The organism is Saccharothrix sabaoui, assembly GCF_051756985.1.
In the GTDB taxonomy this organism is placed as follows: domain Bacteria; phylum Actinomycetota; class Actinomycetes; order Mycobacteriales; family Pseudonocardiaceae; genus Actinosynnema.
The window spans coordinates 27,937-52,704 of sequence record NZ_JBPKJK010000032.1; the positions used below are offsets into that span (position 1 = coordinate 27,937).

Consider the following 24,768-nt stretch of genomic DNA (forward strand, 5'->3'; position numbering starts at 1 on the left):
TCACCGTAACCCCGCGGGCGGGGCGGCAACCCCGTTGCCGGGGGCAGCCGGGTGAACAAGGCGAGTCTGCGTTACTTCGCCGTTGGTGGGCCGGTGCCGGCCCGGTTAGGGTCGTTCTCGTGAAAGGGCAACCGCACGTTCTAGGAATTGTCCTCGCCGGTGGCGAAGGCAAACGGTTGTGGCCGTTGACCGCCGACAGGGCAAAGCCCGCGGTGCCCTTCGGCGGTAACTACCGGCTCGTGGACTTCGTCCTGTCCAACCTGGTGAACGCCGGCTTCGTCAAGTTGTGCGTGCTCACCCAGTACAAATCCCATTCCCTGGACCGGCACATCTCGACCACCTGGCGGCTGTCCAATGTGCTCGGCCAGTACGTCACGCCGGTGCCGGCGCAGCAGCGCCTCGGACCCCGCTGGTACACCGGCAGCGCCGACGCGATCTTCCAGTCGCTCAACCTGGTGAACGACGAGAAGCCCGAGCACGTGATCATCTTCGGGGCCGACCACGTCTACCGGATGGACCCGGGCCAGATGGTGGACCAGCACGTGCGGAGCGGCGCGGGCGTCACGGTGGCCGGCATCCGGGTGCCGCGGGCCGAGGCCAAGGCGTTCGGGTGCATCGACTCCGACGAGTCCGGGCTGATCACGCGGTTCCTGGAGAAGCCCTCCGACCCGCCGCACGTGCCGGGCGACCCGGAGGTCACGTTCGCGTCCATGGGCAACTACGTGTTCACCACGGAGGCGCTGATCGAGGCGCTGCGGGCGGACGCGGCCAACCCCGACTCCGACCACGACATGGGCGGCGACATCATCCCGATGCTCGTCGACCAGGGCCAGGCGCACGTCTACGACTTCGCCGACAACGCCGTGCCCGGCGAGACCGACCGCGACCGCGGCTACTGGCGCGACGTGGGGACCATCGACGCCTACTACGAGGCGCACATGGACCTGGTGTCGGTGCGGCCGGTGTTCAACCTCTACAACCAGGCGTGGCCGATCCGGACCGCCACCCCGCCGCTGCCGCCGGCGAAGTTCATCGCGGGCGGCAGCGCGGAGGACTCGATGGTCGGGCCCGGCTCGATCATTTCCGGCACCGTCCACGGGTCGGTCGTGTCGTCCGACGTGGTCGTCGAGACCGGGTCCGTGGTGCAGGGCAGCGTGCTGCTGCCGGGGGTGCGGATCGGGCGGGGCGCGGTCGTGCGGCGGGCGATCCTCGACAAGAACGTCGTCGTGCCGGACGGGGCGCTGATCGGCGTCGACCCGGCGACGGACCGGCAGCGCTACACCGTGTCCGCGGGTGGGGTGACGGTGCTCGGCAAGGGCATCACCGCGGAGTCGGGGTCGTCGTGACGCACGTCGTGAGAGGCACGCCGTGAGCTGACGCCCGTGGCGGGCAGTGTGGTCGGGGACCTCCTCGTGGTGGTCCCCGGCCGGCGGTGTGGCCGACCGGCGGTGTGGCGTCAGGGGGTGTGGCGTCAGGGGGTGGGTAGGCAGGTGGTGGTTGGCCGGGCCTCCTCTTCGTTTCAACCGATGGGCGAAACAGCGTTTTCGTACATGTCGCGGCCCTGATTCACCCCATCGTGTCTCAGAGGTCCGCGCTCGATCCATTCCCCCTGATCAAGCGTGCCACGACCCCCGTCCGCTCCGCAGTCGCTCGATCGGGTGCCACCACACCCCCTCGAACCCGCAGGTCACGCGGTCTTCGCCGCCACCAGCAGGCCGTCGCCCAGGGGCAGGATCACCGGCACCAGCCGCTCGTCGTCCCGCACCGCCCGCGCCACCTCGCGCATCGCCGCCGTGTCGGGGTCGCGCCGCGACGGGTCGACCACGCGGCCGTGCCACAGCACGTTGTCGAACGCGATCACGCCGCCCGGCCGCAGCAGCCGGACGCCCTCCTCCAGGTACCTCGGGTACTCGGCCTTCGCGGCGTCCACGAACACCAGGTCGTACCCGCCGTCGGTCAGCCTCGGCAGCACGTCGAGCGCCCGCCCCATGATCAGCCGCGTCCTCGACACGGCCACGCCCGCCTCGGCGAACGCCACCCGCGCCGCCCGCTGGTGCGCCGGCTCCACGTCGATGGATGTCAGCACCCCGGCCGCCGGCATCCCGCTGAGCAGGTACAACGCCCCCACGCCGGCACCGGTGCCCACCTCGACGACGGCCCGCGCCCGCAGCGCCGCCGCGAGGAACCGCAGCGCCGCGCCGCCCCCCGCGCCGATGGGCACGCACCCCAGCTCGACACCCCGGGCCCGCGCGGCCTTCAGCACCGCGTCCTCGGGCAGGTAGCCCTCCACGTACTCGCGCGTAGGCGCATCCACGGCACGAAGGCTAACGCCGTCGGCGTCGATCCGGGTGGTCCTCCCGGCAACCAGGATTCTCAGCCTGCTCTCAGCGGACTCTAACGATGGTTATAAGCGGACCGGCGAGGCTGGTCCCACGACAGCAGGACCGCGGGAACACGTCCGGGAAGCCGAGCGTTGGACCGTGCAGCAGGGCAGCCAGCCCACTGGAGGTGCTCGAACCCCCGATGCCAACGCAGCCGACCGCCGCCGCACCGACCGCGCCGATCGACGACGCGGACTGGATCGCGCCCTCGTGGGACCAAGTGGTGCGCGACCACGCCGACCGGGTGTACCGGCTGGCCTACCGCCTGACCGGCAACCAGCACGACGCCGAGGACCTCACCCAGGAGACGTTCATCCGGGTGTTCCGCTCGCTGGCCTCGTACAAGCCCGGCACCTTCGAGGGGTGGCTGCACCGCATCACGACGAACCTGTTCCTCGACATGGCCCGGCGCCGCTCGCGCGTGCGCATGGAGGCCCTGCCGGAGGAGCAGGACCGGATCGCGGGCGACGACCCGAGCCCCGAGGAGGTCTACGACGAGACCCACCTCGACCCGGAGCTGCAGGCCGCGCTCGACGAGCTGCCGCCGGAGTTCCGGGCCGCCGTGGTGCTCTGCGACGTGGAGGGCCTCTCCTACGAGGAGATCGGCGCCACCCTGGGGATCAAACTGGGTACCGTGAGGAGCAGGATCCACCGGGGCCGCCAGGCCCTGAAGCTGTCCCTCGAACGCCGTCGGGGTCTTGTTCAGGAGGACTCTGCATGACCGAACTGCGAGGCTGGCAACTGCCCGAGCAGCACCTGCTGCCCGACGCGGTCGTCGCCTTCGTCGACGGCGAGTTGACCGCCTCCGCGCACGGCCGGGCGTCCGCGCACCTCCAGCGCTGCCCGTTCTGCGCGGCCGAGGCGTACTCGCAGCAGCAGGCGAGGTCGGCGGTCCGCGCCGCCGAGACCCCCTGCGCGCCGGCCGGCCTGCTGGCCAGGCTGGGTGCGATCCCCCAGGAGGTGGAGCTGCCCAGCGCGCCCGACGGCCTCGCGGTCACCGAGGACGGCCAGCTCGTCACCGTGCAGCGCCCGGACCGGGCCGCGTTCGGCGGCGGGCCGGTGCTCGGCCAGTCACGCCCTTTCGGCACCGGCGGCGGTAGCCGTCTCGGGGGCGGGTGGTTCGGTGGCCGGCGCGCGCGGCAGGGCGCGGGCGTCGTCGTCTCCGGTCTGATGCTCGGTGCCCTGGCGCTCGTCGCGCCCGGCGGCGAGGACTCGGCTCCCACGCCCGCCCAGGGCGGCACGCCGGAGCCCACGCCCGCGGTCGCGCCCGCCGTGGCGCCCTCGTTGACGGGTGCGGGCGAGACCGACCTGATGCGGCCGGTGGCCGTGACCACGCTCCCCGGTCGCTGAGCCGGGGCGGGGCCCGCTGACGGCGACTTCACCGGTCACCGGGCACGATTGCCCCGCGACAACCTTTGGCGTGACGACGTGCGGGGAGCGATGAGCGAGCCAGGACAGGGCAACGGGACCCCCAGGTCGGGTGTGGACGACGGGGCGCACCGCAGGCTCGCGCCGCGCCCGCTCGCCCGGCCCGCCGTGGACCCGGGACAGGCGTCCGTGTTCGGCCGGCCGACGGGCGTGGAGGGCGCGTTCGCCGCGGACCGCCCGTCCCCGAACGGCGCGAACGGGCCGGTCCACCTGTCGCCGCCCCCGCCGGAGGCGCTGTCGACGGCGTTCGGTCGCCCGTCCGGTGACGCGGGCACGCGGTTGCAGCGCCCGCCGCTGGACCTGGCGGGGGAGCCCGAGGTCGAGCCGGTGTTCTGGGAGGGGCAGCCCGCGGGTGACGCGTGGCGCGACCCGGGCGCGTCGGCCGTGATCGGCCCGCCCGCCGTCACCGAGGACCCGCGGACCGACGAGCGGTCCGACCCGGCGCCGGGGCCGCTGCTGAGCGTGCCGGAGCTGCTGTTCGGGCGGCGCGTGAAGCCGACGGCGCTGGTGCTGCTGCTGGCGGCGGCGTTGCTGGTGGGCGCGGGCGGCGGTGTGGTCGGCTGGCTGCTGGGGCGGGTGGACAACCCGCTGACGGACGGTGGCGTGACGTTGGCCGAGGTCAAGCCGGGCAAGGAGCGCCCGGTGGGGTCGGTGGCGGACATCGCGAAGCGGGTGACGCCCAGCGTGGTGTCGATCGAGTTCAAGGGCGCGAACGTGGCGGGCGTCGGCTCGGGCGTCGTCATCGACGGCGCCGGGTACGTGCTGACCAACGACCACGTGGTCGCCCCGGCGGTGCAGGACACGTCGGCGAAGCTGACCGTGGTGTTCACCGACGGCAAGCGGGCGGTGGCCGCGGTGGTGGGCCGCGACTCGAAGACGGACCTCGCGGTGATCAAGGTCGAGGTGGACAACCCGACGGTGCTGCGGTTCGGGAACTCCGACGAGCTGGCGGTGGGTGACGCGGTGTTGGCGATCGGGTCGCCGCTGTCGCTGTCGAACACGGTGACCGAGGGCATCGTCAGCGCCCTGCACCGGCCGGTGACGGCGGCGGGCGAGAACGGCGGGCCGCAGGTCACCTACGACGCGATCCAGACCGACGCGGCGATCAACCCGGGCAACTCGGGCGGCGCGCTGGTGGACTCGTCGGGTGCGCTGGTGGGCATCAACTCGTCGATCCGCACCGAGACCGGCGGGTCGGTGGGCCTGGGGTTCGCGATCTCCGGGAACTACGCGCGCAAGGTGTCGCAGGCCCTGATCCGGGACGGCGAGGTCAAGCACGCGGACATGAACGTGAACGTGCGGTCGGCGTCGGCGGAGACCGCCGAGGGCGCGCAGGTGCAGAACGTGCCGGAGGGCGGCGCGGCGGACGCGGCGGGCATCGAGGAGGGTGACGTGATCACCCGGGTCGGTGACCGCGTGGTGCGCAACGCCGCGGAGCTGACCGTCGCCGTGCGGGACCGCGAGATCGGCGAGACGGTGCCGGTGGTGCTGGCCCGGCAGGGGCGGGAGCTGACCGTGCAGGTGACCCTGCGGTCCGACTGACGGCTACGCTGGTCGTGGGGCTCATCAGGCCGGGTGGCGCGGAAGGCGGGGCACGCGGGTGTTCGAGAACATCGGTTGGGTCGAGATCCTGATCATCGTCGTCGCGGGCCTGTTCATCCTGGGGCCCGAGCGGTTGCCGTCGGCGGCGGCGTGGGTGGGGCGCACGGTCCGCCAGGTCCGCGACTACGCGACCGGCGCGCGCGAGCAGTTGAAGCAGGAGATGGGTCCCGAGTTCGAGCAGCTGCGCAAGCCGCTGGAGGACCTGCGGGAGCTGCGGAACTTCGACCCGAAGCGGGCCATCACCAAGCACCTGTGGGACGACCAGCCGGCGGACAAGCCGAACGGCTACCCGGCGGTGGGCGGCACGTCCCCGGCGACGCCGGGCCGCGACCGGCCCCTGGGGCAGGGCGAGCGCCCGCCGTACGACCCGGACGCCACCTGATCCGCCGATGACGACGGAAGAGGCCCCCCGACCGCACTGGTCGGGGGGCCTCCGCCGTGCGGGGGGCTAGCGGGTGATGGTGAACTGCGAGCCCGGTTCGACGACGACGTCGCCGGTGGCCGAGCCGGTGATGGTGACGCCGGTCAGGGTGGCGCTGCCGCGCGCGCCGCCCATGGCGAGGACGCCCGCGCCGTTGGTGGAGCGGTCGATCCGGACGTTGCTGATCACGACGTCCGGGACGTTCCCGCCGCCCGACTTGAACTGGATGCCGTCGTAGGTCGAGTCGACGATCTCGGTGTCGCGGATCGTGACGCCGGGGATGTCGCGGCCCTGCGCGAACAGGGTGATGGCGCCGAACTCCTGCGCCTCGCCCCAGAACGCGCCGCCGGTGCGGTGCAGGCCGTTGTTCGCGATCAGGGTCCGGCCCGAGAACGGCAGCGGGTCGTGGTCGGTGGCCAGCATGATGCCCGGGTAGTTCATGGTGTCGAGGACGAGGTTGTTCTCGATCAGGTTGTCGCGGCCGCCGTAGACGGCGATGCCGTTGGCGCGCCACGGCAGCTGGACGGTGTTGTTGCGGAACGCGTTGTCGTGCGCGACGTCGACGGTGCGGTCCTTGACGTACTGGTTGGCCCACACGGCGAGCGAGTCGTCGCCGGTGGTGCGGAACGACGAGTTGAACACGGTGGAGTTGCGGGTGCCGTTGCTGAAGTTGACGCCGTCGGCGTAGGTGTCGCGGATGCGCATGCCGCTGAGCTCCAGGCCGTCGGCCGGGCCCCACAGGTCGGGGATGTTGTCGTGGTCGCGGCCGACCCACACGCCGACGTTGGCGTGCTCGATCCACACGTTGCTGATCTTCGTGCCGCGGCCGAACCGGCCGTTGAGGCCCACGCCGCCCTCCGCGCCGTCGGGGCCGCCGCGGATGCGGCCGGAACCGAAGATGGCGATGTCGGAGATCTGCGTGTTGCCGTCGACGTCGAACCCGAAGTTGCCCTCGTGCGGGTGGTTGATGCCGCCCTGCGCGAGGTGCGGTTCGGTGAGCGTGTAGAGCTGCGAGTGCCACATGCCGGCGCCGCGGAGGGTGACGCCGCTGATCCCCACCTGGTTGTGCTGACCGCGGTCGAGCGGGTCGTCGGTGAGGATCTTCTTCTCCTGCCGCCACTGGCCGGCGGGGACCCAGACGCAGCCGATGACGCCGTTCTGGTCGTCGGTGACGGCCCGCTGGATGGCGGTGGTGTCGTCCAGGCCGTCGTTCGGCACGGCCCCGTACCGGGTGATGGACGTGCAGCCCGCCGGTTGGGCGGCGGGCGGCGCGACCTGTTCCAGGTCGACCAGGTCGATGACGTAGAACGCGGCGGTGTCGCCCGCGTCGCGCTGGAGCCTGAACCGGGTGCCCGGCGGGTAGGACGTGCCGAGCAGGGCGTGGGACTCGTCGAACAGCCGCCGCGCGTCGGCCTGCGGGGTGTTGGTGAGCGCCTCGGGGCCGTCGGTGTCGCCGTACAGCCAGCTGTGCCGGGACGACAGGGTCAGCTTCCGCACGAACGCGTCGTCCACGTAGAGGCTGAGGGTGAAGTCCTGGCCGCCGCCGTTCGGCGCGTCCGGCACGGAGTTGCGCACCACGATCGAGTTGGCCTGGTCGGTGGAGGTGACCTCGACGAACTGGCCCTGCGCGGTGAGCCGCACGGACCGGCGGCCGGACGACTCGGTGGCGAAGTTCGTGTGCCCGAACGTGCGCAGCCGGTCGGTCTCCAGCAGCGTGCCCCGGTAGCGGCCGGCCTCGGCCTCGTGGGACACGTAGGGCAGGGCCGCGCCCCGGCCGACCACGAGGGCCTGCGCGAACGCGTTGTTCGCCTCGTTCGTCTCGGTGACGGCACCGGTCGCGTCGGCGGTGGCGGTGACGGTCGTGCCGCCGGCCGCGGCCGTCCACGTGCCGACCTGGACGGTGACCTCGGCGCCCGCCGCGATCGGCGCGGTGTCCGCGTTCAGCGCCGTGCCGCCCGCGGTGACGCGGGTGACGGACGCGCCGGCCGCGGTGGTGCCGCGGTTGTGCACCCGCACGCCGAACGAGACCCGCTGGCCGACCGCCGGGTTCGCCGGGTCGGGCGTGACGCCGAGGACCTGGAGGTCCGGGCCGGGGGCCTGGCCGACGACGAGGCCGGTGGGCGCGGTGAACGCGTTGTTGCCGTCGTCCTGCTCCACGACCGCGTTCGCCGGGTCGACCACCGCCGACGCGGTGTAGGTGCCCTGGCCGCGCCTGCCCGCGTCGAGGGTCGCGGTCGCCGACGCGCCCGCCGCCAGCGCCGGGACGGCCGCCGTGCCGACGGCCGCGCCGCCGAGGCTGATCGCCACCGACGTCGCCGGGGACGCCGCGCCGCCCGCGTTGCGGACCGTCGCCGACAGCCGGACCGCGTCGGTCTCCACGGGGGCGGTGGGCGACCAGGTCAGGCCGGTGACGGTGAGGTCCGGGTTGGGCGCCATCGTGCCGATGACCTGGAGTTCCGCGACCTGGCCGCCGGGCGCGCCGCTGTTGGCGGACACCTGGAGGCGCAGGTCGGCGAGCCGGGCGGACACCGGGACGGTGACGGTGTTGCCGGTGGCGGGGCTGAACGCGTGGTCGGCGCGGGCCCCCAGGGTGGTGAAGGAGCCGGCGGACTGCTCGCGGCCCAGCACCTCGATCGCCTGGGTGCGCGGGCCCCACGCCTGGGCCGGGTCGAGCTTCACCACGACGGACGTGACGTCGGCGTTCGCGCCGAGCTTCACGGTGAGCGTCGACGGGAAGCCGTTCGACTCCCAGTAGGTGGCGGTGCTGCCGTCGGTGGCGTTGGCCGGGACGAACGAGAAGACCGACGACGACGCCTCGACCGGCTTGCCGCGCGCCAGGTCCGAGCCCTGCGGGCCCTGGCCGGGGCGGGTGACCCGGTTGCTGTCCGGCGAGGTGTTGCCCGCCGCGTCCCGCGCCCGCACCGAGTACTCGACCGTGGCCGACGTGGGCTGGGTGTCGGTGTGGCTGGTTCCCGCGGTGGTGGCGCGCTCGACGCCGTTGGCGATCACGACGTAGCCGGTGACGCCCACGTCGTCGGTGGCCGCGGTCCAGCTCAGGTCGATCCGGGTGCCGCTCTGCGCGAGGGTCAGGCCGGTCGGGGCGGTCGGTGCGCGCGTGTCGCCGGACGCCGGGCCGTGGACCTCCAGCTCGGAGAGCTGCCCCGCCGGCCAGCCGGTGTTCGCGGTGACGTGCACGCGGACGTGGCGGGTGGTGGCGGCGGGGAAGTCGATCGTGACCGCGTTGCCGCCGGCCGGGTCGAACGCGCGGGGCGCGGACGCGGCGAGGGTCGTGAACGAGGTGCCGGTGGTGCTGCCCTGGACGGACAGCGCCTGGCTGCGGGCGCCCCAGCCGGTCGGGAGCTTCAGGGTGACCCGGCTGACGGCGACGGCCGAGCCCAGGTCCACCTGGAGCCACTGCGGGAAGGCGGTGGTCGGGCTCTCCCAGTAGGTCTGCTGGTTGCCGTCGGTCGCGTGGGAGGCCGGGTACTCGCCGTGCGAGCCGCTCGCCGAGGCGGGCCTGCCGGCGGCGAGGTTGGCGGCGGCGAGACCGGCGTCGGCGGTGGTGGTGACGCCGGGTGCGGGTGCGAGGGCGGGGGCGGCGGCGGCCGTGGCGGGGAGGCCGGGCGCCAGCAGGCCGATCGCGAGGAGGCCGCCGAGGAGGCGGCGGGGACGCTGCGTTCTGTTCATGGTGCCCTCTTCATCGGGGACAACAGGACCGTGCAGGGCGGTGCCGCGGCAGACCGCCATGACGGCCTGCCGTGAACTTTCAGCTCATCTATTGGATTTTGAGTACTTGTTGTCAACTTATTGCGAAGTTGAGCTAGAAGGTTTCAGATGGGCGGCGGGTTCGTCAACGGTCCGGGTGGGTTCCGGTACGCGCGAAAAGGCCCCCACCGGGAGGTGGGGGCCTTCGTGGTCGGAACGGGGGTCAGCGACCGGCGGGGGAGACGTTCAGCAGGCGGCCGGCGAGGCCGCGCGAGCGGGTCGACAACGTGGCCGCCACCCGGTTGAGCACCTGGCCCGCCGCCGACTCCGGGTGCGCCAGCACGATCGGCGTGCCCACGTCGCCCTGCTCGCGCAGGCGCGGGTCGAGCGGCACCTGGCCGAGCAGCGGCACCGCCGAACCGACGGCCTGGGTCAGCGAGTCGGCCACGGCCTGGCCGCCGCCCGAGCCGAAGACGTCCATGCGGGTGCCGTCGGGCAGCTCCAGCCACGACATGTTCTCGATGACGCCCGCCACGCGCTGCCGCGTCTGCAGCGCGATCGACCCGGCCCGCTCGGCCACCTCGGCCGCCGCCTGCTGCGGCGTCGTCACGACCAGGATCTCGGCGTTCGGCACGAGCTGCGCCACCGAGATCGCCACGTCGCCGGTGCCCGGCGGCAGGTCGAGCAGCAGCACGTCCAGGTCGCCCCAGAACACGTCGGCCAGGAACTGCTGCAACGCGCGGTGCAGCATCGGGCCCCGCCACACGACGGGGGTGTTGCCGGGGGTGAACATGCCGATCGAGATCAGCTTCACGCCGTGCGCCTGCGGCGGCATGATCATCTTCTCGACCTGGGTGGGCTTGTCGTCCGTGCCCAGCATCCGGGGGATCGAGTGGCCGTAGATGTCGGCGTCCACGACGCCCACCGACAGGCCGCGCGCCGCCATCGCCACGGCCAGGTTCACCGTCACCGACGACTTGCCGACGCCGCCCTTGCCCGACGCGACGCAGTACACGCGGGTCAGCGACCCCGGCTGGGCGAACGGGATGACCGGCTCCTCGACCCCGCCGCGCAGCGATTTGCGCAGGTCGGTGCGCTGCTGGTCGCTCATCACGTCCAGCACCACGCGCACGCCGGTGACACCGGGCACGGCGGACACCGCCGCCGTGGTGTCCGCGGTGATCTTGTCGCGCAGCGGGCAGCCGGCGACGGTCAGGAAGATCGCGACGTCGACCACGCCGTCCGCGCCCACCACGACCTCTTTGACCATGCCGAGCTCGGTGATGGGGCGCTTGATCTCGGGGTCCTGGACACCGGCCAACGCCTTCTGCACGTCGTCAACGGAAGGAAGAGTCACGGGGAGCGCCTTAGGGGGTTCAGTGGTGGGAGGGCCATGCTACGACCGGCCCCGCACCTCCAAGCTACCGGCTGGTCACCTCGTAGTCGGGGGCAGCGCGAAGCCGGTCGCGTGCTTTCCGTAACATCGGTATCCGTGCCGGAAAGCGGATCTGCCCGGTTGCCCACCCGAACCGAGCTGGGGGTGTGGCGATCCTTCCTCCGGGCTCACGCACGGCTGACGCGGGTCATGGAAGCCGAGCTGATCGCCGAGCAACGCCTCTCGCTGGCCGCCTACGACGTCCTGGTGCAGCTCGCCGAGGCGCCGCAGCACCGGCTGCGGATGACGGAGCTGGCCGACGCCGTCCTGCTGTCCCGCTCCGGGGTGACCCGCCTGGTCGACCGCCTGGAGCGCGCGAACCTCGTGCTGCGGGAACGCGCCGACGGCGACGGGCGCGGCGTCGTCGCGGTGCTCACCCCCGAGGGGCTGGACCGGCTGCGCGTGGCGTCCGGCACCCACCTCACGGGCGTGGTGCGGCACTTCGCCGAGGCGTTCGGCGGGGCCGAGCTGGAGGAGTTCGGCCGGTCGTGCGACCGGCTCGGTTCCACCGACGACTGAACGGGCGCCGGCCCCGGGCGGGCGGCGGCCGACTACGGCGACGACGGCAGGTCGTCCTTCACCGCGTCCTCGTCCCTCGCACCGCCCTTCGCGTCGCGGTCCTTCCCGCTGCCCTTGCCGCCGCCGTTCTTCCCGCCGTCTTTCCCGCCGCCGCCGTCCTTGCCCCCGTCTTTCCCGCCGCCGCTGTCCTTGCCGCCGCTGTCCTTGCCGCCGCGCTTGCGCTCGCGGAACACGCGTTCCAGCTCGCTGCGCAGGTAGTCGCGGGTCGCGACCTCGCCGACGGCCAGCCGCAGCGCCGCCAGCTCCCGCGCCAGGTACTCGGTGTCGGCCTTGGTCTGCGCGGCCCGCGACCGGTCCTCCTCCAGCGACACCCGGTCCCGGTCGTCCTGCCGGTTCTGCGCGAGCAGGATCAGCGGCGCGGCGTAGGCGGCCTGCGTGGAGAACGCCAGGTTCAGCAGGATGAACGGGTACGGGTCCCACCGGAACGACACGGCGACCATGTTCACCGCGATCCACACCAGCACGAACAGCGACTGCCAGAACAGGAACTTCCCGGTGCCCATGAACCGGGCCAGCCGCTCGGAGAACCGCCCGAACGAGTCCGGGTCCAGCGGCAGCCGGAACCGCGCGGGCGTGCGCGGCTGGTCGAGCCGCCGGCGGGGCAGCAGTTCAGGCACGGCTCAGCCCCGTTTCCCGCCAGTTGTCCGGCAGCAGGTGGTCCAGCACGTCGTCCACGGTGACCGCGCCCAGCAGGTGGTCGGCCTCGTCCACCACGGGCGCGCACACCAGGTTGTAGGCGGCGAAGTAGCGGGTCACGTCGGGCAGCGACGCGTCCGGCGACAGGGTCGTCAGGTCGGTGTCGAGCACGCCCGCCACCAGCGCCGACGGCGGTTCGCGCAGCAGCCGCTGGATGTGCACGCACCCCAGGTAGCGGCCGGTCGGGGTGGCCGTCGGCGCGCGGCACACGAACACCATGCTGGCCAGCGCGGGCGTCAGGTCCGGGTTGCGCACGTGCGCCAGCGCCTCGGCGACGGTCGCGTCCGGGGCGAGCACCACCGGCTCCGGCGTCATCAGGCCGCCCGCCGTGTCGTAGCTGTACGCCAGCAGCCGCCGCACCGGCGCCGACTCCGCCGGTTCCATCAGCTCCAGCAGCCGGTCCTTCTCCCGCTCCGGCAGCTCGGCCAGCAGGTCGGCGGCGTCGTCGGGGTTCATCGCCTCCAGGATGTCCGCGGCGCGCTCGTCGTCCAGGTGCGCGATCACGTCCTTCTGGTCCTCCTCGGCCATCTCCTCGATGATGTCGGCCAGCCGCTCGTCGTCCAGCGCCTCGGCCACCTCGTAGCGGCGCTTGGCCGGCAGGCCGTGCAGGGCGAGCGCCACGTCGGCGGCGCGCATCCGCTCGAACACGGCGACCAGGTGGTGCGCGCCCTGCGGCTGGTCGGCGAGCTGCGTGGCCGAAGGGCCGGAGATCTCCTCCCAGCGCAGCACCACCACCGGTCCGCGCCTGCCCAGCCGCCCGGTGCGCTCGCGCACGGCGACCCGCGTCATCCGCCAGTCGCGGGTGCGCGACGGCTCCATCGCGGCGTCCACCAGCACCGCCGACGCGCCCTGGTCGAGGGTGACGCGGGCGTCGAGCAGCTCGCCGACCACCAGCACCTCGTTGGCGCGCTGGTGGAACTGGCGCAGGTTCACCGACCCGGTGGCCAGCGTCACCGCGTTCGGCTCGATCGAGGTGACCCGCAGCATCGGCACGAAGATCCGGCGGCGGGTGGCCAGCTCCAGCACGAGGCCGAGCACGCGCGGCGGCTGCCGGTCCACGCGCAGGCCCACGACCAGGTCGCGGACCTTGCCGATCGACTCGCCAGCGGGCCCGAACACGGGCAGGCCGGCGAGCTGGGCGGCGAAGACGCGGTTCACGGGATCAGGCTAGTTCGTCGGCGCGGGCGGTGCCGCGTTCCACTGTGGACCGACGGACGGCGGAGGTGATCGCCTCCAGGGCGGGCAGCACGTCGCGGTGGCCGTCGCGCAGCGCCCACAACCGGTTGTCGACCGCCCGGTAGAACGTCCACGCCCGCGCCCTCCCGGCGTCCAGCTCGCCGATGTCGCACAGCGCGGCGAGCCGGTCCCGCAGGCCGCGTTCGCCGGACAGCTCGTCGAACCTGTTCCACAGCAGCGGGATCACGCCGAACTCGCGGTCGCCCGACAGCGGCTTCGGGTCGATCAGCAGCCACGGCTCGCGGTCGCCGCGCAACACGTTCGCGTAGTGCAGGTCCTCGTTGACGAGGGTCGTGCCGGCGGTGCGCGCCAGCTCCAGGCCCACCTCGTGCGCCTCCCGGACCAGGGCGTCCGGGAGCGGGCGGCCCAGCTCCTCGTTCTCCGCGACCAGGTCGTCGACCCGGTGGCGGCGGAACCCCGCGCCGTCCGCCCGCAGCCGGCGCAGCAGGCCGCCCGCGACCGCCACCGCCTCCTCGGCCGGCACGTCCAGCAGCGACCGGGTGTGGTCCAGGCGCTCCAGCAGCAGCGCGCCGTGCTCGTCGTCGTGGTCGAGCAGCCGCACCACGCCGTCGCCGTCCCAGGTCAGCAGGGCCAGCGGCTCCTGCCGGGTCTCCTCGTCGAGCCAGGTCAGCTTCAGGGCGGCCGGGCGGCCGTCCGCGCGGCGCACCGGCAGCACGACGGCGACCAGGCCGTGCAGCAGCGGGCCGTCCGGGGTCAGGCCCCAGCGGGCGCAGAACCTCGTGGCCAGCCCCGGCAGGGACGCCAGCCACGCGTCGGAGCCCTCGCCGAGGTAGGTGCCGAAGCCGGCCGGGACGGTGATCACGCGGGCTCCAGGCGGTAGACGTCGGCCCAGGCGGGGGTGGTGTTGAGGCGCGCGGCGCGCAGGGCGGTCGCGGTGTCGGCGTCCGGGTCGGCGCGGCGGGCCGTCACGGGCACGTCGGCCAGGTGCGAGCGGGTCGTCGGCGACCGCACCGTGAGGGTGCAGGCGACGCCGTCGGCCAGGCCGGGCACGACCTGCTCGGACCCGCCGACCGCCACCAGCACGGCCCCGTCCCGCCACAGCGCCCACACCAGCCGCGCGTCGTGCCCGTCCGGTCTCACCCACACCGCCGCGGCCTTGCGCAGCGCGGCGTCCAGCACCCGCTCGATCTCCACCGGTCAAGCCTGCCACGACCCTGTGAGCCGGGACTCACGGAATAGCGGGCACCCGGAGGGCGTGCCAGGCTTCCCGACAGGTAGTTACCGGCCGGTACGAGGAGGTACCCCAGTGGTCGACCAGCAGCGTCCCCGTCGTTCGTGCCTGGCCGTGCCCGGGTCGAGCCAGAAGATGATCGACAAGGCCCGCACGCTGCCCGCGGACCAGGTCTTCCTCGACCTGGAGGACGCCTGCGCGCCGCTGGCGAAGCCGGGTGCCCGCAAGACCGTCGTCGCCTCCCTCAACGAGGGCGACTGGGGGTCGCGCACGCGCGTCGTCCGCGTCAACGACTGGACCACCGAGTGGACCTACCGCGACGTGACCGAGGTCGTCGAGGGCGCGGGGGCCAACCTCGACTGCATCATGCTGCCCAAGGTGCAGACGGCGGAGCAGGTGCACGCGCTGGACCTGCTGCTGACGCAGATCGAGAAGACCATGGGCTACGAGGTCGGCCGCATCGGCATCGAGGCGCAGATCGAGAACGCCCTCGGCCTGATCAACGTCAACGCCATCGCCACCGCCTCGCCGCGGGTGGAGACGATCATCTTCGGCCCGGCCGACTTCATGGCGTCGATCAACATGAAGTCGCTGGTCGTCGGCGAGCAGCCGCCCGGCTACGACGTGGGCGACGCCTACCACTACATCCTCATGCAGATCCTGATGGCGGCGCGGGCGCACGACAAGCAGGCCATCGACGGCCCGTACCTCCAGATCCGCGACGTCGGGGGCTTCACGCGCGTCGCCGGCCGCTCGGCCGCCCTCGGGTTCGACGGCAAGTGGGTGCTGCACCCCGGCCAGATCGACGCGGCGAACGAGGTGTTCAGCCCCAAGCAGGACGACTACGACCACGCCGAGAACATCCTCGACGCCTACGACTACTTCACGTCGGAGGCGGGCGGCAGGCGCGGCGCCGTGATGCTGGGCGACGAGATGATCGACGAGGCGTCCCGCAAGATGGCGCTGGTGATCTCCTCGAAGGGGCGTGCGGCCGGCATGTCCCGCACGAACGCGTGGTCGCCGCCGGAGCAGTGACCCCCGGCGCGGTGACGCGTCGTGCCGGCGGGGTCACGGACCGGTGGCCCCGCCGGTGAGCATGCCCACAGATCGGGGCGCGGAGTGGCGATCACGCCCCGTCCCCCGTGCATGGTGGAGGGCGTGTCCAGACATCGAGCCGAGCGGAAGAGGCTGTTCCGGCGCAGGCCCGCCGACGACCTGCTGGAGCGCAGCTTCCGGAACTGCCCCCGCTGCACCCGCGACGTCCACGTGTTCTTCGACGTGTGCCGCCACTGCGGGGTCGCCCTGGAGATCGGCGCGTAGCGGCCGGTCGCGGGCGCGGGGCTGCTGTTTCGGTTCAGCGCGTGGTGATGAGCACTCTCGTGGCGCGAACGAGCGTTAACCGGGCCATACTCGCCGGTAACCTCCCGTGCCTACGAAGGGAACCGTGCGATGGCGCGCCTGGCCCAGACCGCAGGACTCACCGACGTCCAGGAGGAGATCCTGTCGACGGTCCGCACGTTCGTGGACAAGGAGATCATCCCGCACGCGCAGGCGCTGGAGCACGGCGACACCTACCCGGCGGACATCGTCGAGGGCATGAAGGAGATGGGCCTGTTCGGGCTCACCATCCCCGAGGAGTTCGGCGGGCTCGGCGAGTCCCTGCTGACCTACGCGCTCGTCGTGGAGCAGGTCGCGCGCGGCTGGATGTCCGTCTCCGGCGTGATCAACACCCACTTCATCGTGGCGCACATGCTCAAGCAGCACGGCACGCCCGAGCAGAAGGAGAAGTACCTGCCGCGCATGGCCGCGGGCGAGGTGCGCGGCTCGTTCTCCATGTCCGAGCCGGAACTGGGCTCCGACGTCGCCGCCATCCGCACCAAGGCCACCCGCGACGGCGACGGCTACGCCATCAGCGGCCAGAAGATGTGGCTGACCAACGGCGGCACGTCCAACCTCACCGCCGTGCTCGTCAGGACCGACGAGGGCGAGGACAAGCCGCACCGGAACCTCACCACCTTCCTGGTGGAGAAGCCCGAGGGCTACGGCGAGGTCGCGCCCGGCCTCACCATCCCCGGCAAGATCGACAAGATGGGCTACAAGGGCGTCGACACCACCGAGATGGTGTTCGACGGCTTCCGGATCGGCGCCGAGCAGGTGCTGGGCGGCGAGACCGGCCAGGGCTTCCGGCACATGATGGACGGCGTCGAGGTCGGCCGCGTCAACGTCGCCGCCCGCGCGTGCGGCATCGCCCTGCGGGCCTTCGAGCTGGCCGTCGAGTACGCGCAGCAGCGCCGGACGTTCGGCAAGGCCATCGCCGAGCACCAGGCCATCGCGTTCAAGCTCGCCGAGATGGCCACCAAGGTCGAGGCCGCCCACCTGATGATGGTCAACGCCGCCCGCCTCAAGGACTCCGGCGCGCGCAACGACGTCGAGGCCGGCATGGCCAAGCTCATCGCCTCCGAGTACTGCGCCGAGGTCACGCAGGAGGCGTTCCGCATCCACGGCGGCTACGGCTACTCCAAGGAGTACGAGATCGAGCGCCTGATGCGCGAGGCACCGTTCCTGCTCATCGGCGAGGGCACCAGCGAGATCCAGAAGACCATCATCAGCCGCGGCCTGCTGCGCGAGTACCGGTCCCGCGGCTGACCCCCGACGCCGTCGGAGCCGGTCCCGCGCCGCGCCGCGCGGGACCGGCGCAGGTCACGTTCGCATCAGTTTCGGCTCCACCCGTTTCGCGCGGTTCGCGCGGTGTTGGCAGGATGGGGTGATCAGCACCGCGAAGAGGTGGTCACCGTGACGAGTTCCTTCTCCGGCCAGAACCGACCCGGCGTGCCCCCGCGCCTCCCGACGCCGCCCACGGGCTGGCCCATCGGTTCCTACGGCACCTACGAGGAGGCGCAGCGGGCCGTCGACTTCCTCGCCGACGGGGACTTCCCGGTGCAGGAGGTGACGATAGTGGGCGTCGACCTGATGCTCGTCGAACGCGTCACCGGCCGCCTCACCTGGGGCCGCGTCCTCGGCACCGGCGCCGCGTCGGGCGCGTGGTTCGGCCTGTTCGTCGGCGTCCTGCTCAGCCTGTTCAACACCAGCCCCGGCACGAGCCTCGGGCCGATCGTCGCCGGCCTCCTCGTCGGCGTCGCCTTCGGCCTGATCTTCGCCGCCGTCGGCTACAGCTCCACCCGCGGCAAGCGGGACTTCCAGAGCGCCAGCCAGTTGGTGGCCGGTCGCTACGACGTGCTGTGCCAGCCCCGTTCCGCCGAACGCGGCCGCGACCTGCTCGCCCAGCTCGCCCTGCGCCCCTCCGACGTGAGGAAAGACTGACGTTTGCCGTTCACGATCATGGGGTAGAGCCCGTCTGGGCTCACGTGGTTGCGGCACCTGATCACCGGGCCTAGGTTCGACCCACCGACCGGCTGCTTGCCGGGACGGGGGCACGACGAGGTGCCGGGCAGGCCGTCTGGCTCCTCCGTTGTCGGGAAGGAGGCAGGGCCGGTGAGGGGCAAGCGTCATCGGTTGGCCGCCACGGGGGCCGTCGCGCTGGTCGCGACATCCGTGCTGGCGGGGTGCGGTTCGGGGGACGGCGGGACCGTCGTCAACGTCTACAAGTACCCGCAGGAGAACTTCCAGAAGATCGTCGACAACTGCAACGCGCAGGCCGACGGCTACGAGATCGTCTACCACAAGCTGCCCCGCGAGGCCGACGGCCAGCGCGAGCAGATGGTGCGCAGGCTCGCCGCGGGGGACACCGACATGGACGTCCTCGCGCTCGACGTCACCTGGACCGCCGAGCTGGCCGAGGCGGGCTGGATCAAGGAGTTCACCGGGCGGGCGAAGGCCGAGGTCGAGGACGGCACCCTGGAGACGCCCCTGGAGACCGCCCGCTACGAGGGCAGGCTGTACGGGGCGCCGGACAACACGAACGTGCAGCTCCTCTGGTACCGCGGTGACCTCGTGCAGACCCCGCCGGAGACCTGGGACGACATGATCCGGGTCGGCTCCGAGCTGAAGGCGCAGGGCAAGCCCGGCCTGGTCGAGGCCACCGGCAAGCAGTACGAGGGCCTGGTCGTCCTCTACAACACGCTGGTCAACTCCGCGGGCGGCCGCATCATCGACGAGAGCGGCACCAAGGCCGTCGTCGACGACGGCGCGGTCGAGGCGCTGGAGGCGCTCAAGGAGTTCGCGACCTCCGACGTGGTCGACCCGTCCTTCTCCAACGCCGCCGAGGACGACGCGCGCCTGGCCATGGAGGGCGGCAAGGCCGCGTTCATGCTCAACTGGCCGTACGTGTACGCCGCCGCGCAGGCGAACCCGGAGTTCGCGAAGAACCTCAAGTGGGCGCCCTTCCCGGCGGTCGGCGGCGGCGAGTCCAAGGTGACCGTCGGCGGCATCAACTACGCGGTCAGCGCGTTCAGCGAGCACTCCGAGGAGTCGTTCGACGCGGTCACCTGCCTGCGCAACGCCGAGAACCAGAAGTTCGCGGCCATCAACGACGGCGTGCCGCCCACCATCGAGTCCGTCTACGACGACCCGGAGATGGCCGAGCCGTACCCGATGAAGGAGGCGATCCTGGAGACGCTGAAGAACGCGAGCGCGCGTCCCGCCACCCCCGCGTACCAGAACGTCTCCACGGTCATCTCCACGATCCTGTCGCCGCCCGCGGGCATCGACCCGAAGGCGACGGCCGAGCGGCTCAGGTCCGAGCTCCAGGACGCGCTCGACTCCAAGGGGGTGCTGCCGTGAGCCAGGCGATCAACGCCGAGCCCGTCCGCGACGCGCAACAGCCGGACACCCCGCCGCGCAGGGCGAAGGCCGTGCTGAGCGAGGGCAAGAAGGCCGAGCGCCGCCTGGGCCTGCTGCTGTGCGCGCCCGCGATCCTCATCATGGCCGCGGTCGCGGGCTGGCCGATCATCTACTCGGTGTGGCTGTCGCTCCAGCGCTACGACCTGAAGTTCCCGGACCGCACCGAGTTCGTCGGCCTCGACAACTACGTCACCGTCCTGACCAACCCGTACTGGTGGAACGCCATGTGGATCACGATCGTGATCACCGTGGTGTCCGTGGTCATCGAGCTGGTGCTGGGCATGGCGCTCGCGCTGATCATGCACCGCACCCTGGTGGGCCGCGGCATCGTGCGGACCGCCACGCTCATCCCGTACGGCATCGTCACCGTCGTCGCCGCGTTCTCCTGGCGGTACGCGTGGACGCCCGGCACCGGCTACCTCGCCGAGACCATCGCGGGCGGCGACCCGGTGCTCACCGAGAAGATCCCGGCGATCATGATCGTGATCCTCGCCGAGATCTGGAAGACCACGCCGTTCATGGCGCTGCTGCTCATGGCCGGCCTGGCCCTGGTGCCCGACGACCTGCTCAAGGCCGCCGCGATGGACGGCGCGGGCGGCTGGCAGCGGTTCACCAAGGTCATCGTGCCGGTGATGAAGCCCGCGATCCTGGTGGCGCTGCTGTTCCGCACGCTCGACGCGTTCCGCATCTTCGACAACCTGTTCGTGCTCACCGCCGGGTCGCAGGGCACCGCGTCCGTCTCGATGACCACCTACAACAACCTGATCAAGGGTCTCAACCTGGGCATCGGCTCCACCATGTCGGTGCTCATCTTCATCGCGGTGGCGATCATCGCGTTCATCTTCGTCAAGCTGTTCGGCACCGCTGCCCCCGGCAGCGACGGCGGGGGGAGGCGCTGATGGCGGGCATCGGCGGGGCCGAGACCACGGCGCGCAAGGCGCGCTGGACGGCCCTCAACGTCCTGGTCGTGGTGTACGCGCTGTTCCCGGTGCTGTGGATCGTGTCGCTGTCGTTCAAGACCAAGGAGACCCTGGGCGACGGCAACTTCATCCCGCGCGCCTGGACGCTCGACAACTACGCGTCGATCTTCTCCACCACCGAGTTCGTGCGGGCGCTGGTCAACTCCATCGGCATCGCGATCATCGCCACCGCGATCGCCGTGGTGTTCGGCACGATGGCCGCCTACGCCATCGCCCGGCTCGACTTCCCCGGCAAGAAGGTGCTGGTGGGCGTCTCGCTGCTGGTGTCGATGTTCCCGCAGATCTCGCTGGTGTCGCCGCTGTTCGAGATCGAGCGGACGCTGGGGCTGTTCGACACCTGGCCCGGCCTGATCCTGCCCTACATCACGTTCGCGCTGCCGCTGGCGATCTACACCCTGTCGGCGTTCTTCCGCGAGATCCCGTGGGAGCTGGAGAAGGCGGCGAAGATGGACGGCGCCACGCCCGGTCAGGCGTTCCGCCGGGTCATCGCGCCGCTGGCCGCGCCGGGGGTGTTCACCACGGCCATCCTGGTGTTCATCTTCTGCTGGAACGACTTCCTGTTCGCGATCTCGCTCACCTCGACCGAGTCGTCGCGGACCGTCCCCGTGGCGCTGTCGTTCTTCACCGGCAGCTCCCAGTTCGAGGACCCGACGGGGTCGATCGCCGCCGCCGCGGTGGTCATCACCATCCCGATCATCCTGTTCGTGTTGTTCTTCCAGCGTCGGATCGTCGCCGGGTTGACCTCCGGCGCCGTCAAGGGGTGAGGCAATGGCCGAGATCGTGCTCGACAGCGTGACCAAGCAGTACCCCGACGGCGCGGTGGCCGTGCGGGACGTGGACATCGAGATCGCCGACGGCGAGTTCGTCATCCTGGTCGGCCCGTCCGGCTGCGGGAAGTCCACGACCCTCAACATGATCGCGGGCCTGGAGGACATCACCTCCGGCGAGCTGCGCATCGGCGGCGAGCGCGTCAACGAGCGCGCGCCCAAGGACCGCGACATCGCCATGGTGTTCCAGTCCTACGCGCTGTACCCGCACATGACGGTGAAGGAGAACATGGCCTTCCCGCTGCGGCTGGCGAAGGTCGACGACACCACCGTGGAGAAGAAGGTCCGCGACGCGGCCGAGATCCTGGACCTCACCGGGCACCTCGACCGCAAGCCGTCGAACCTCTCCGGTGGGCAGCGGCAGCGCGTGGCCATGGGGCGGGCGATCGTGCGCAGCCCCAAGGCGTTCCTGATGGACGAGCCGCTGTCCAACCTCGACGCCAAGCTCCGCGTGCAGATGCGCACGTCGGTGGCGCGGCTGCAGAAGCAGCTCGGCACGACCATGGTCTACGTCACGCACGACCAGACCGAGGCGATGACCCTGGGCGACCGGGTGGTGGTGATGCGGGGCGGCGCGGTGCAGCAGATCGGCGCGCCGCAGTTCCTCTACGACAACCCGGCCAACCTGTTCGTCGCCGGGTTCATCGGCTCGCCGTCGATGAACTTCGTGCCCGCCGCCCTGGAGAACGGCTCGCTGCGGTCGCCGCTGGGCGACGTGCCGCTCACCGACCGGGTGCGCGGGCTGCTGGAGGGCGGCGACGCGCCCCGCGAGGTGATCATGGGCCTGCGCCCCGAGCACTTCGAGGACGCCCGGCTGGTGGAGGACCACGTCCGCTCGTCCGGCGTCACGTTCACCAGCCAGGTCGACGTGCTGGAGTCCATGGGCTCCGACAAGTTCGCCTACTTCAGCCTCTCCGGCGAGCAGGCGACGTCGGCGGAGCTCGCCGAGCTGGCCGCCGACGCGGGCACCGCGGACGTCCCCGGCGACGGCGTGCCGCTGGTCACCCGCATCTCCGCGGCGTCCGCGGCGACCACCGGCCAGCCGGCGGAGATCTGGTTCGACGCGGACAAGGTGCAGTTGTTCGACCCGAAGAACGGCCGCAACCTGACCTACAGCGGCTGAACCGGTCACCCGGAAGAAGGGCCGTCCCGCTTTCGGGGCGGCCCTTTTATTTGCACCGTCACAAACCTCACTGGGCGTTACTGACCTGTCGGGACCATCGGTCGGGACGAAGTGCATAGGCCATTCAGCGCATCAAACACGCACCTGGGCGCTTCGGCGGCCCCGCGCCTCCGGCCGGTCCCCACCCTGGTCGAAGGCGGGGACGACCCCGACCGATACGGAGTCGGGGCAGGGGAGTCCGCCGAGCACAGAGAAGAGTTCTGAGATGGGGATTCTTGACGGCAAAGCAGTGGTGATCACCGGAGCCGGTCGGGGGCTGGGCGAGGCGTACGCGATGCACGCGGCGCAGGCGGGCGCGGCCGTCGTGGTCAACGACGTGGACGCCGAGCTGGCGGACCAGGTCGCCGAGCACATCCGGGCGTACGGGGGACGGGCGGTGGCCAGCGCGCACACCGTGGCCGACCCCAGCGAGGCGGAGAAGATCGTGGGGATGTGCCTGACCGAGTTCGGTCGGGTCGACGGCCTGGTGAACAACGCCGGCCTGAACTACGAGACCCAGCCGTGGGAGGACGACCCGGACACGATCCGGCGCACCGTCGAGGTGAACCTCCTGGGGGTCATATTCACCGGTATGGCCGCGATGCGCGCGATGCGGGAGCAGGGCGGCGGCTCCATCGTCAACGTTTCCTCCGGCGCCTTCCTGGGGCAGCGGAAACTCGCCACGTACTCGGCGACGAAAGGCGCCGTGGCGTCGTTGAGCGCGTCGTGGGCGCTCGACCTGGAGAACGAGAACATCCGCGTCAACGCCGTGTGCCCGGTCGCGCACACCCGAATGGTGTGGAAGTCGGAACGGTCGCTGCGCGCCATCCCCGCCGACCGCACCCCGGGCAAGGTCGCGCCGCTCGTGCTGTTCCTGCTCAGCGACGACGCGGCCGGCATCACCGGGCAGGTCGTGCGGTGCAACGGGCGGCAGCTCCACCTCATCGGCCACCCGTACTTCAAGCAGCCGATCCTGGAGAGCGACACCTGGGACACCACGTCCGTCAAGCGCGCCTTCGACGGCGTCCTCCAGGCCCACCTCGAACCGTACGGCCTGGAGAAGCGCATGCCGCCGCGCCTGCGTGAGCTCGTGGAACCCGGCCGCACGGCGTGACCGGTCGGGGGGAGTGCCCGCGGGCGTTCCCCCCGATCACCCGATGAGCGGTCCGCCCAGGTCGGGGCAGGTGCCACCATGAGCGGCATGGGTGCGCGCAAGCCCCGCGTCACGGACTGGCGGCTGGTGGTCCAGTCGCGGCTGGACCGCGTGCGCGCCGACCTCGCCGCCCTCGGCCCGCCCGACCCCCTCGACCAGGAGAGCCAGCGGTGGCGCGAGGTCGCCGAGGCGGAGGCCGCCGTGGTCGAGGACATGATCACCCGCGAGGAGCCGCGCTGGCGTGCCGTGGCGTCCTGGTGGTCCGGGTGGCACATCGAACGCGCCTGGCGGTCCCTGCACGAGGCGGAGATCGCGGTCGTCGCCGCGGGCAGCGGGTTCCTCGGGCGGCTGCCCGGCCTCAAGGCGCGGGTCGCGGAGAACCTCGACGACGGCGACCCGCGGCGCACCGCGCTGGAGGAGATGCGGCCGGGGGAGTACCCGCTGTCGATCGAGCGGGAGATGGTCGTCGACGCGCTGCGGGCGTCGTTCGACAAGTCCGACTTCGCGCACGCCGGGTCGCGGGCGCTGCGCAACAAGCTCATCGCCACCTCGGTCGTGCTGTTCGTCGTCAACACCCTGCTCGGGGTGATCGGCCTGCTCAAGCCGGGTCTGGTGCCCATGTGCGTCGGTTCGGAGCGGTTGCCCACGGTGTGCCCGGCGGGCAAGGTCGCGGCGGGGGCGGACGTGTGGCTCGTGCAGGTGCTCGGCGCGTTCGGGGCGGTGCTGTCGGCGGTCGTGCTGCTGCTGCGCCGCCGGCCCAGCCTGTCGCCGTACGTGATGGTCGGCTACCAGGCGCTCATCAAGGTGCTGCTGGGCGCGGCCCTGGCGGTGGTCGGCATCCTCGCCCTCGGCGCGGGCGTGACGACCGGCCTGATCGGCGTGGCGTCCCAGGCGGCCCTGCTGCTGTGGGCCGTCATCCTCGGCTACGGCCAGCAGATCGCCACCCGCCTCCTGGACAGCTACACCGACCGCGTCATGGACCAGGCCCGCCCCCTCCCCAAGTTCGAAACCCCCCGCTGACCCGAGAGTCCAACGCTCACGCCCCGAGAGTCCAACGCTCAGCCCCCGAGAGTCCAACGCTCAGGACCCGAGAGTCCAACGCTCACGCCCCGAGAGTCCAACGCTCAGCCCCCGAGAGTCCAACGCTCAGGACCCGAGAGTCCAACGCTCA

22 protein-coding genes and 1 pseudogene are annotated in these 24,768 nt (G+C 72.0%); 16 read left to right on the top strand and 7 right to left on the bottom strand.

Features of this window, described 5'->3' with window-relative positions; all coding sequences use genetic code 11:
- Positions 1-119 precede the first annotated feature (119 nt).
- Positions 120-1,346, top strand: a complete 1,227-nt coding sequence (glgC, locus tag ACR807_RS12845; RefSeq protein WP_438921494.1) for a glucose-1-phosphate adenylyltransferase — start codon at positions 120-122, stop codon at positions 1,344-1,346.
- A gap of 341 nt (positions 1,347-1,687) precedes the next feature.
- Here the strand turns inward: glgC and ACR807_RS12850 are convergent, their stop codons facing one another.
- Positions 1,688-2,314 (bottom strand): O-methyltransferase, encoded by a 627-nt coding sequence (locus tag ACR807_RS12850; RefSeq protein ID WP_438921495.1) that lies wholly within the window; start codon positions 2,312-2,314, stop codon positions 1,688-1,690.
- A gap of 209 nt (positions 2,315-2,523) precedes the next feature.
- On the opposite strand from ACR807_RS12850, the gene sigE reads away from it, so the two are divergent.
- The 4 genes from sigE (at position 2,524) to ACR807_RS12870 (ending at position 5,793) form a co-directional block, all read left to right on the top strand.
- Positions 2,524-3,102 (top strand): RNA polymerase sigma factor SigE, encoded by a 579-nt coding sequence (gene sigE, locus ACR807_RS12855; protein ID WP_438921496.1) that lies wholly within the window; start codon positions 2,524-2,526, stop codon positions 3,100-3,102.
- On the top strand, positions 3,099-3,731 hold the full coding sequence (locus ACR807_RS12860; protein WP_438921497.1) for an anti-sigma factor family protein: 633 nt from the start codon (positions 3,099-3,101) through the stop codon (positions 3,729-3,731). The genes sigE and ACR807_RS12860 overlap by 4 nt, the downstream gene beginning before the upstream one ends.
- A gap of 90 nt (positions 3,732-3,821) precedes the next feature.
- A complete protein-coding gene (locus ACR807_RS12865; protein WP_438921498.1) occupies positions 3,822-5,351 on the top strand; it encodes a S1C family serine protease in 1,530 nt (509 codons plus the stop codon).
- 58 nt (positions 5,352-5,409) lie between these two features.
- Entirely contained in the window at positions 5,410-5,793 is a 384-nt protein-coding gene (locus tag ACR807_RS12870) for a sec-independent translocase (protein WP_438921499.1), read from the top strand.
- A 66-nt stretch (positions 5,794-5,859) separates the two neighbouring features.
- On the opposite strand, the gene ACR807_RS12875 is transcribed toward ACR807_RS12870, so the two are convergent.
- Together ACR807_RS12875 and ACR807_RS12880 are read right to left on the bottom strand one after the other, a co-directional pair.
- Positions 5,860-9,519 (bottom strand): CARDB domain-containing protein, encoded by a 3,660-nt coding sequence (locus tag ACR807_RS12875; protein WP_438921500.1) that lies wholly within the window; start codon positions 9,517-9,519, stop codon positions 5,860-5,862.
- 241 nt (positions 9,520-9,760) lie between these two features.
- The gene (locus ACR807_RS12880) at positions 9,761-10,894 is read right to left on the bottom strand and encodes an Mrp/NBP35 family ATP-binding protein (RefSeq protein WP_438921501.1); all 1,134 of its coding nucleotides are present in this window, start codon (positions 10,892-10,894) and stop codon (positions 9,761-9,763) included.
- Positions 10,895-11,005: 111 nt separating this feature from the next.
- Between ACR807_RS12880 and ACR807_RS12885 the strand changes: the two genes are divergently transcribed.
- A complete protein-coding gene (locus tag ACR807_RS12885; protein ID WP_438921502.1) occupies positions 11,006-11,491 on the top strand; it encodes a MarR family winged helix-turn-helix transcriptional regulator in 486 nt (161 codons plus the stop codon).
- Positions 11,492-11,721: 230 nt separating this feature from the next.
- Here the strand turns inward: ACR807_RS12885 and ACR807_RS12890 are convergent.
- From ACR807_RS12890 to ACR807_RS12905, 4 genes and pseudogenes are all read right to left on the bottom strand, one after another.
- A pseudogene (locus ACR807_RS12890) lies at positions 11,722-12,168 on the bottom strand (DUF1003 domain-containing protein); the annotation flags it as partial.
- A complete protein-coding gene (locus ACR807_RS12895; protein WP_438921503.1) occupies positions 12,161-13,405 on the bottom strand; it encodes a magnesium transporter MgtE N-terminal domain-containing protein in 1,245 nt (414 codons plus the stop codon). The pseudogene ACR807_RS12890 and the gene ACR807_RS12895, both read right to left, overlap by 8 nt.
- Positions 13,406-13,409: 4 nt before the next feature.
- Positions 13,410-14,306, bottom strand: coding sequence for an aminoglycoside phosphotransferase family protein (locus ACR807_RS12900; RefSeq protein ID WP_438921504.1), 897 nt, complete (start codon positions 14,304-14,306; stop codon positions 13,410-13,412).
- Positions 14,303-14,638, bottom strand: coding sequence for a hypothetical protein (locus tag ACR807_RS12905; protein ID WP_438921505.1), 336 nt, complete (start codon positions 14,636-14,638; stop codon positions 14,303-14,305). The genes ACR807_RS12900 and ACR807_RS12905 overlap by 4 nt, the downstream gene beginning before the upstream one ends.
- 112 nt (positions 14,639-14,750) lie before the next feature.
- Here ACR807_RS12905 and ACR807_RS12910 point away from each other — a divergent pair, with 112 nt between their 5' ends.
- From ACR807_RS12910 to ACR807_RS12955, 10 genes are all read left to right on the top strand, one after another.
- A complete protein-coding gene (locus ACR807_RS12910; RefSeq protein ID WP_438921506.1) occupies positions 14,751-15,710 on the top strand; it encodes an HpcH/HpaI aldolase/citrate lyase family protein in 960 nt (319 codons plus the stop codon).
- 123 nt (positions 15,711-15,833) lie between these two features.
- On the top strand, positions 15,834-15,995 hold the full coding sequence (locus tag ACR807_RS12915) for a hypothetical protein (RefSeq protein WP_438921507.1): 162 nt from the start codon (positions 15,834-15,836) through the stop codon (positions 15,993-15,995).
- Positions 15,996-16,124: 129 nt separating this feature from the next.
- A complete protein-coding gene (locus ACR807_RS12920; protein ID WP_438921508.1) occupies positions 16,125-17,321 on the top strand; it encodes an acyl-CoA dehydrogenase family protein in 1,197 nt (398 codons plus the stop codon).
- A gap of 138 nt (positions 17,322-17,459) precedes the next feature.
- Complete coding sequence (locus tag ACR807_RS12925; protein WP_438921530.1) at positions 17,460-17,996, top strand: YflT domain-containing protein; 537 nt, start codon at positions 17,460-17,462, stop codon at positions 17,994-17,996.
- 171 nt (positions 17,997-18,167) lie between these two features.
- Positions 18,168-19,415, top strand: a complete 1,248-nt coding sequence (locus tag ACR807_RS12930) for an ABC transporter substrate-binding protein (protein WP_438921509.1) — start codon at positions 18,168-18,170, stop codon at positions 19,413-19,415.
- Between the two features lie 8 nt (positions 19,416-19,423).
- The gene (locus tag ACR807_RS12935; RefSeq protein ID WP_438921531.1) at positions 19,424-20,374 is read left to right on the top strand and encodes a carbohydrate ABC transporter permease; all 951 of its coding nucleotides are present in this window, start codon (positions 19,424-19,426) and stop codon (positions 20,372-20,374) included.
- A complete protein-coding gene (locus tag ACR807_RS12940; protein WP_438921510.1) occupies positions 20,374-21,219 on the top strand; it encodes a carbohydrate ABC transporter permease in 846 nt (281 codons plus the stop codon). Before ACR807_RS12935 ends, ACR807_RS12940 begins: the two co-directional genes overlap by 1 nt.
- A gap of 4 nt (positions 21,220-21,223) precedes the next feature.
- Complete coding sequence (locus ACR807_RS12945; RefSeq protein ID WP_438921511.1) at positions 21,224-22,405, top strand: ABC transporter ATP-binding protein; 1,182 nt, start codon at positions 21,224-21,226, stop codon at positions 22,403-22,405.
- 265 nt (positions 22,406-22,670) lie between these two features.
- On the top strand, positions 22,671-23,558 hold the full coding sequence (locus ACR807_RS12950; protein WP_438921512.1) for an SDR family NAD(P)-dependent oxidoreductase: 888 nt from the start codon (positions 22,671-22,673) through the stop codon (positions 23,556-23,558).
- A 78-nt stretch (positions 23,559-23,636) separates the two neighbouring features.
- A complete protein-coding gene (locus ACR807_RS12955) occupies positions 23,637-24,617 on the top strand; it encodes a hypothetical protein (protein WP_438921513.1) in 981 nt (326 codons plus the stop codon).
- Positions 24,618-24,768 lie beyond the last annotated feature (151 nt).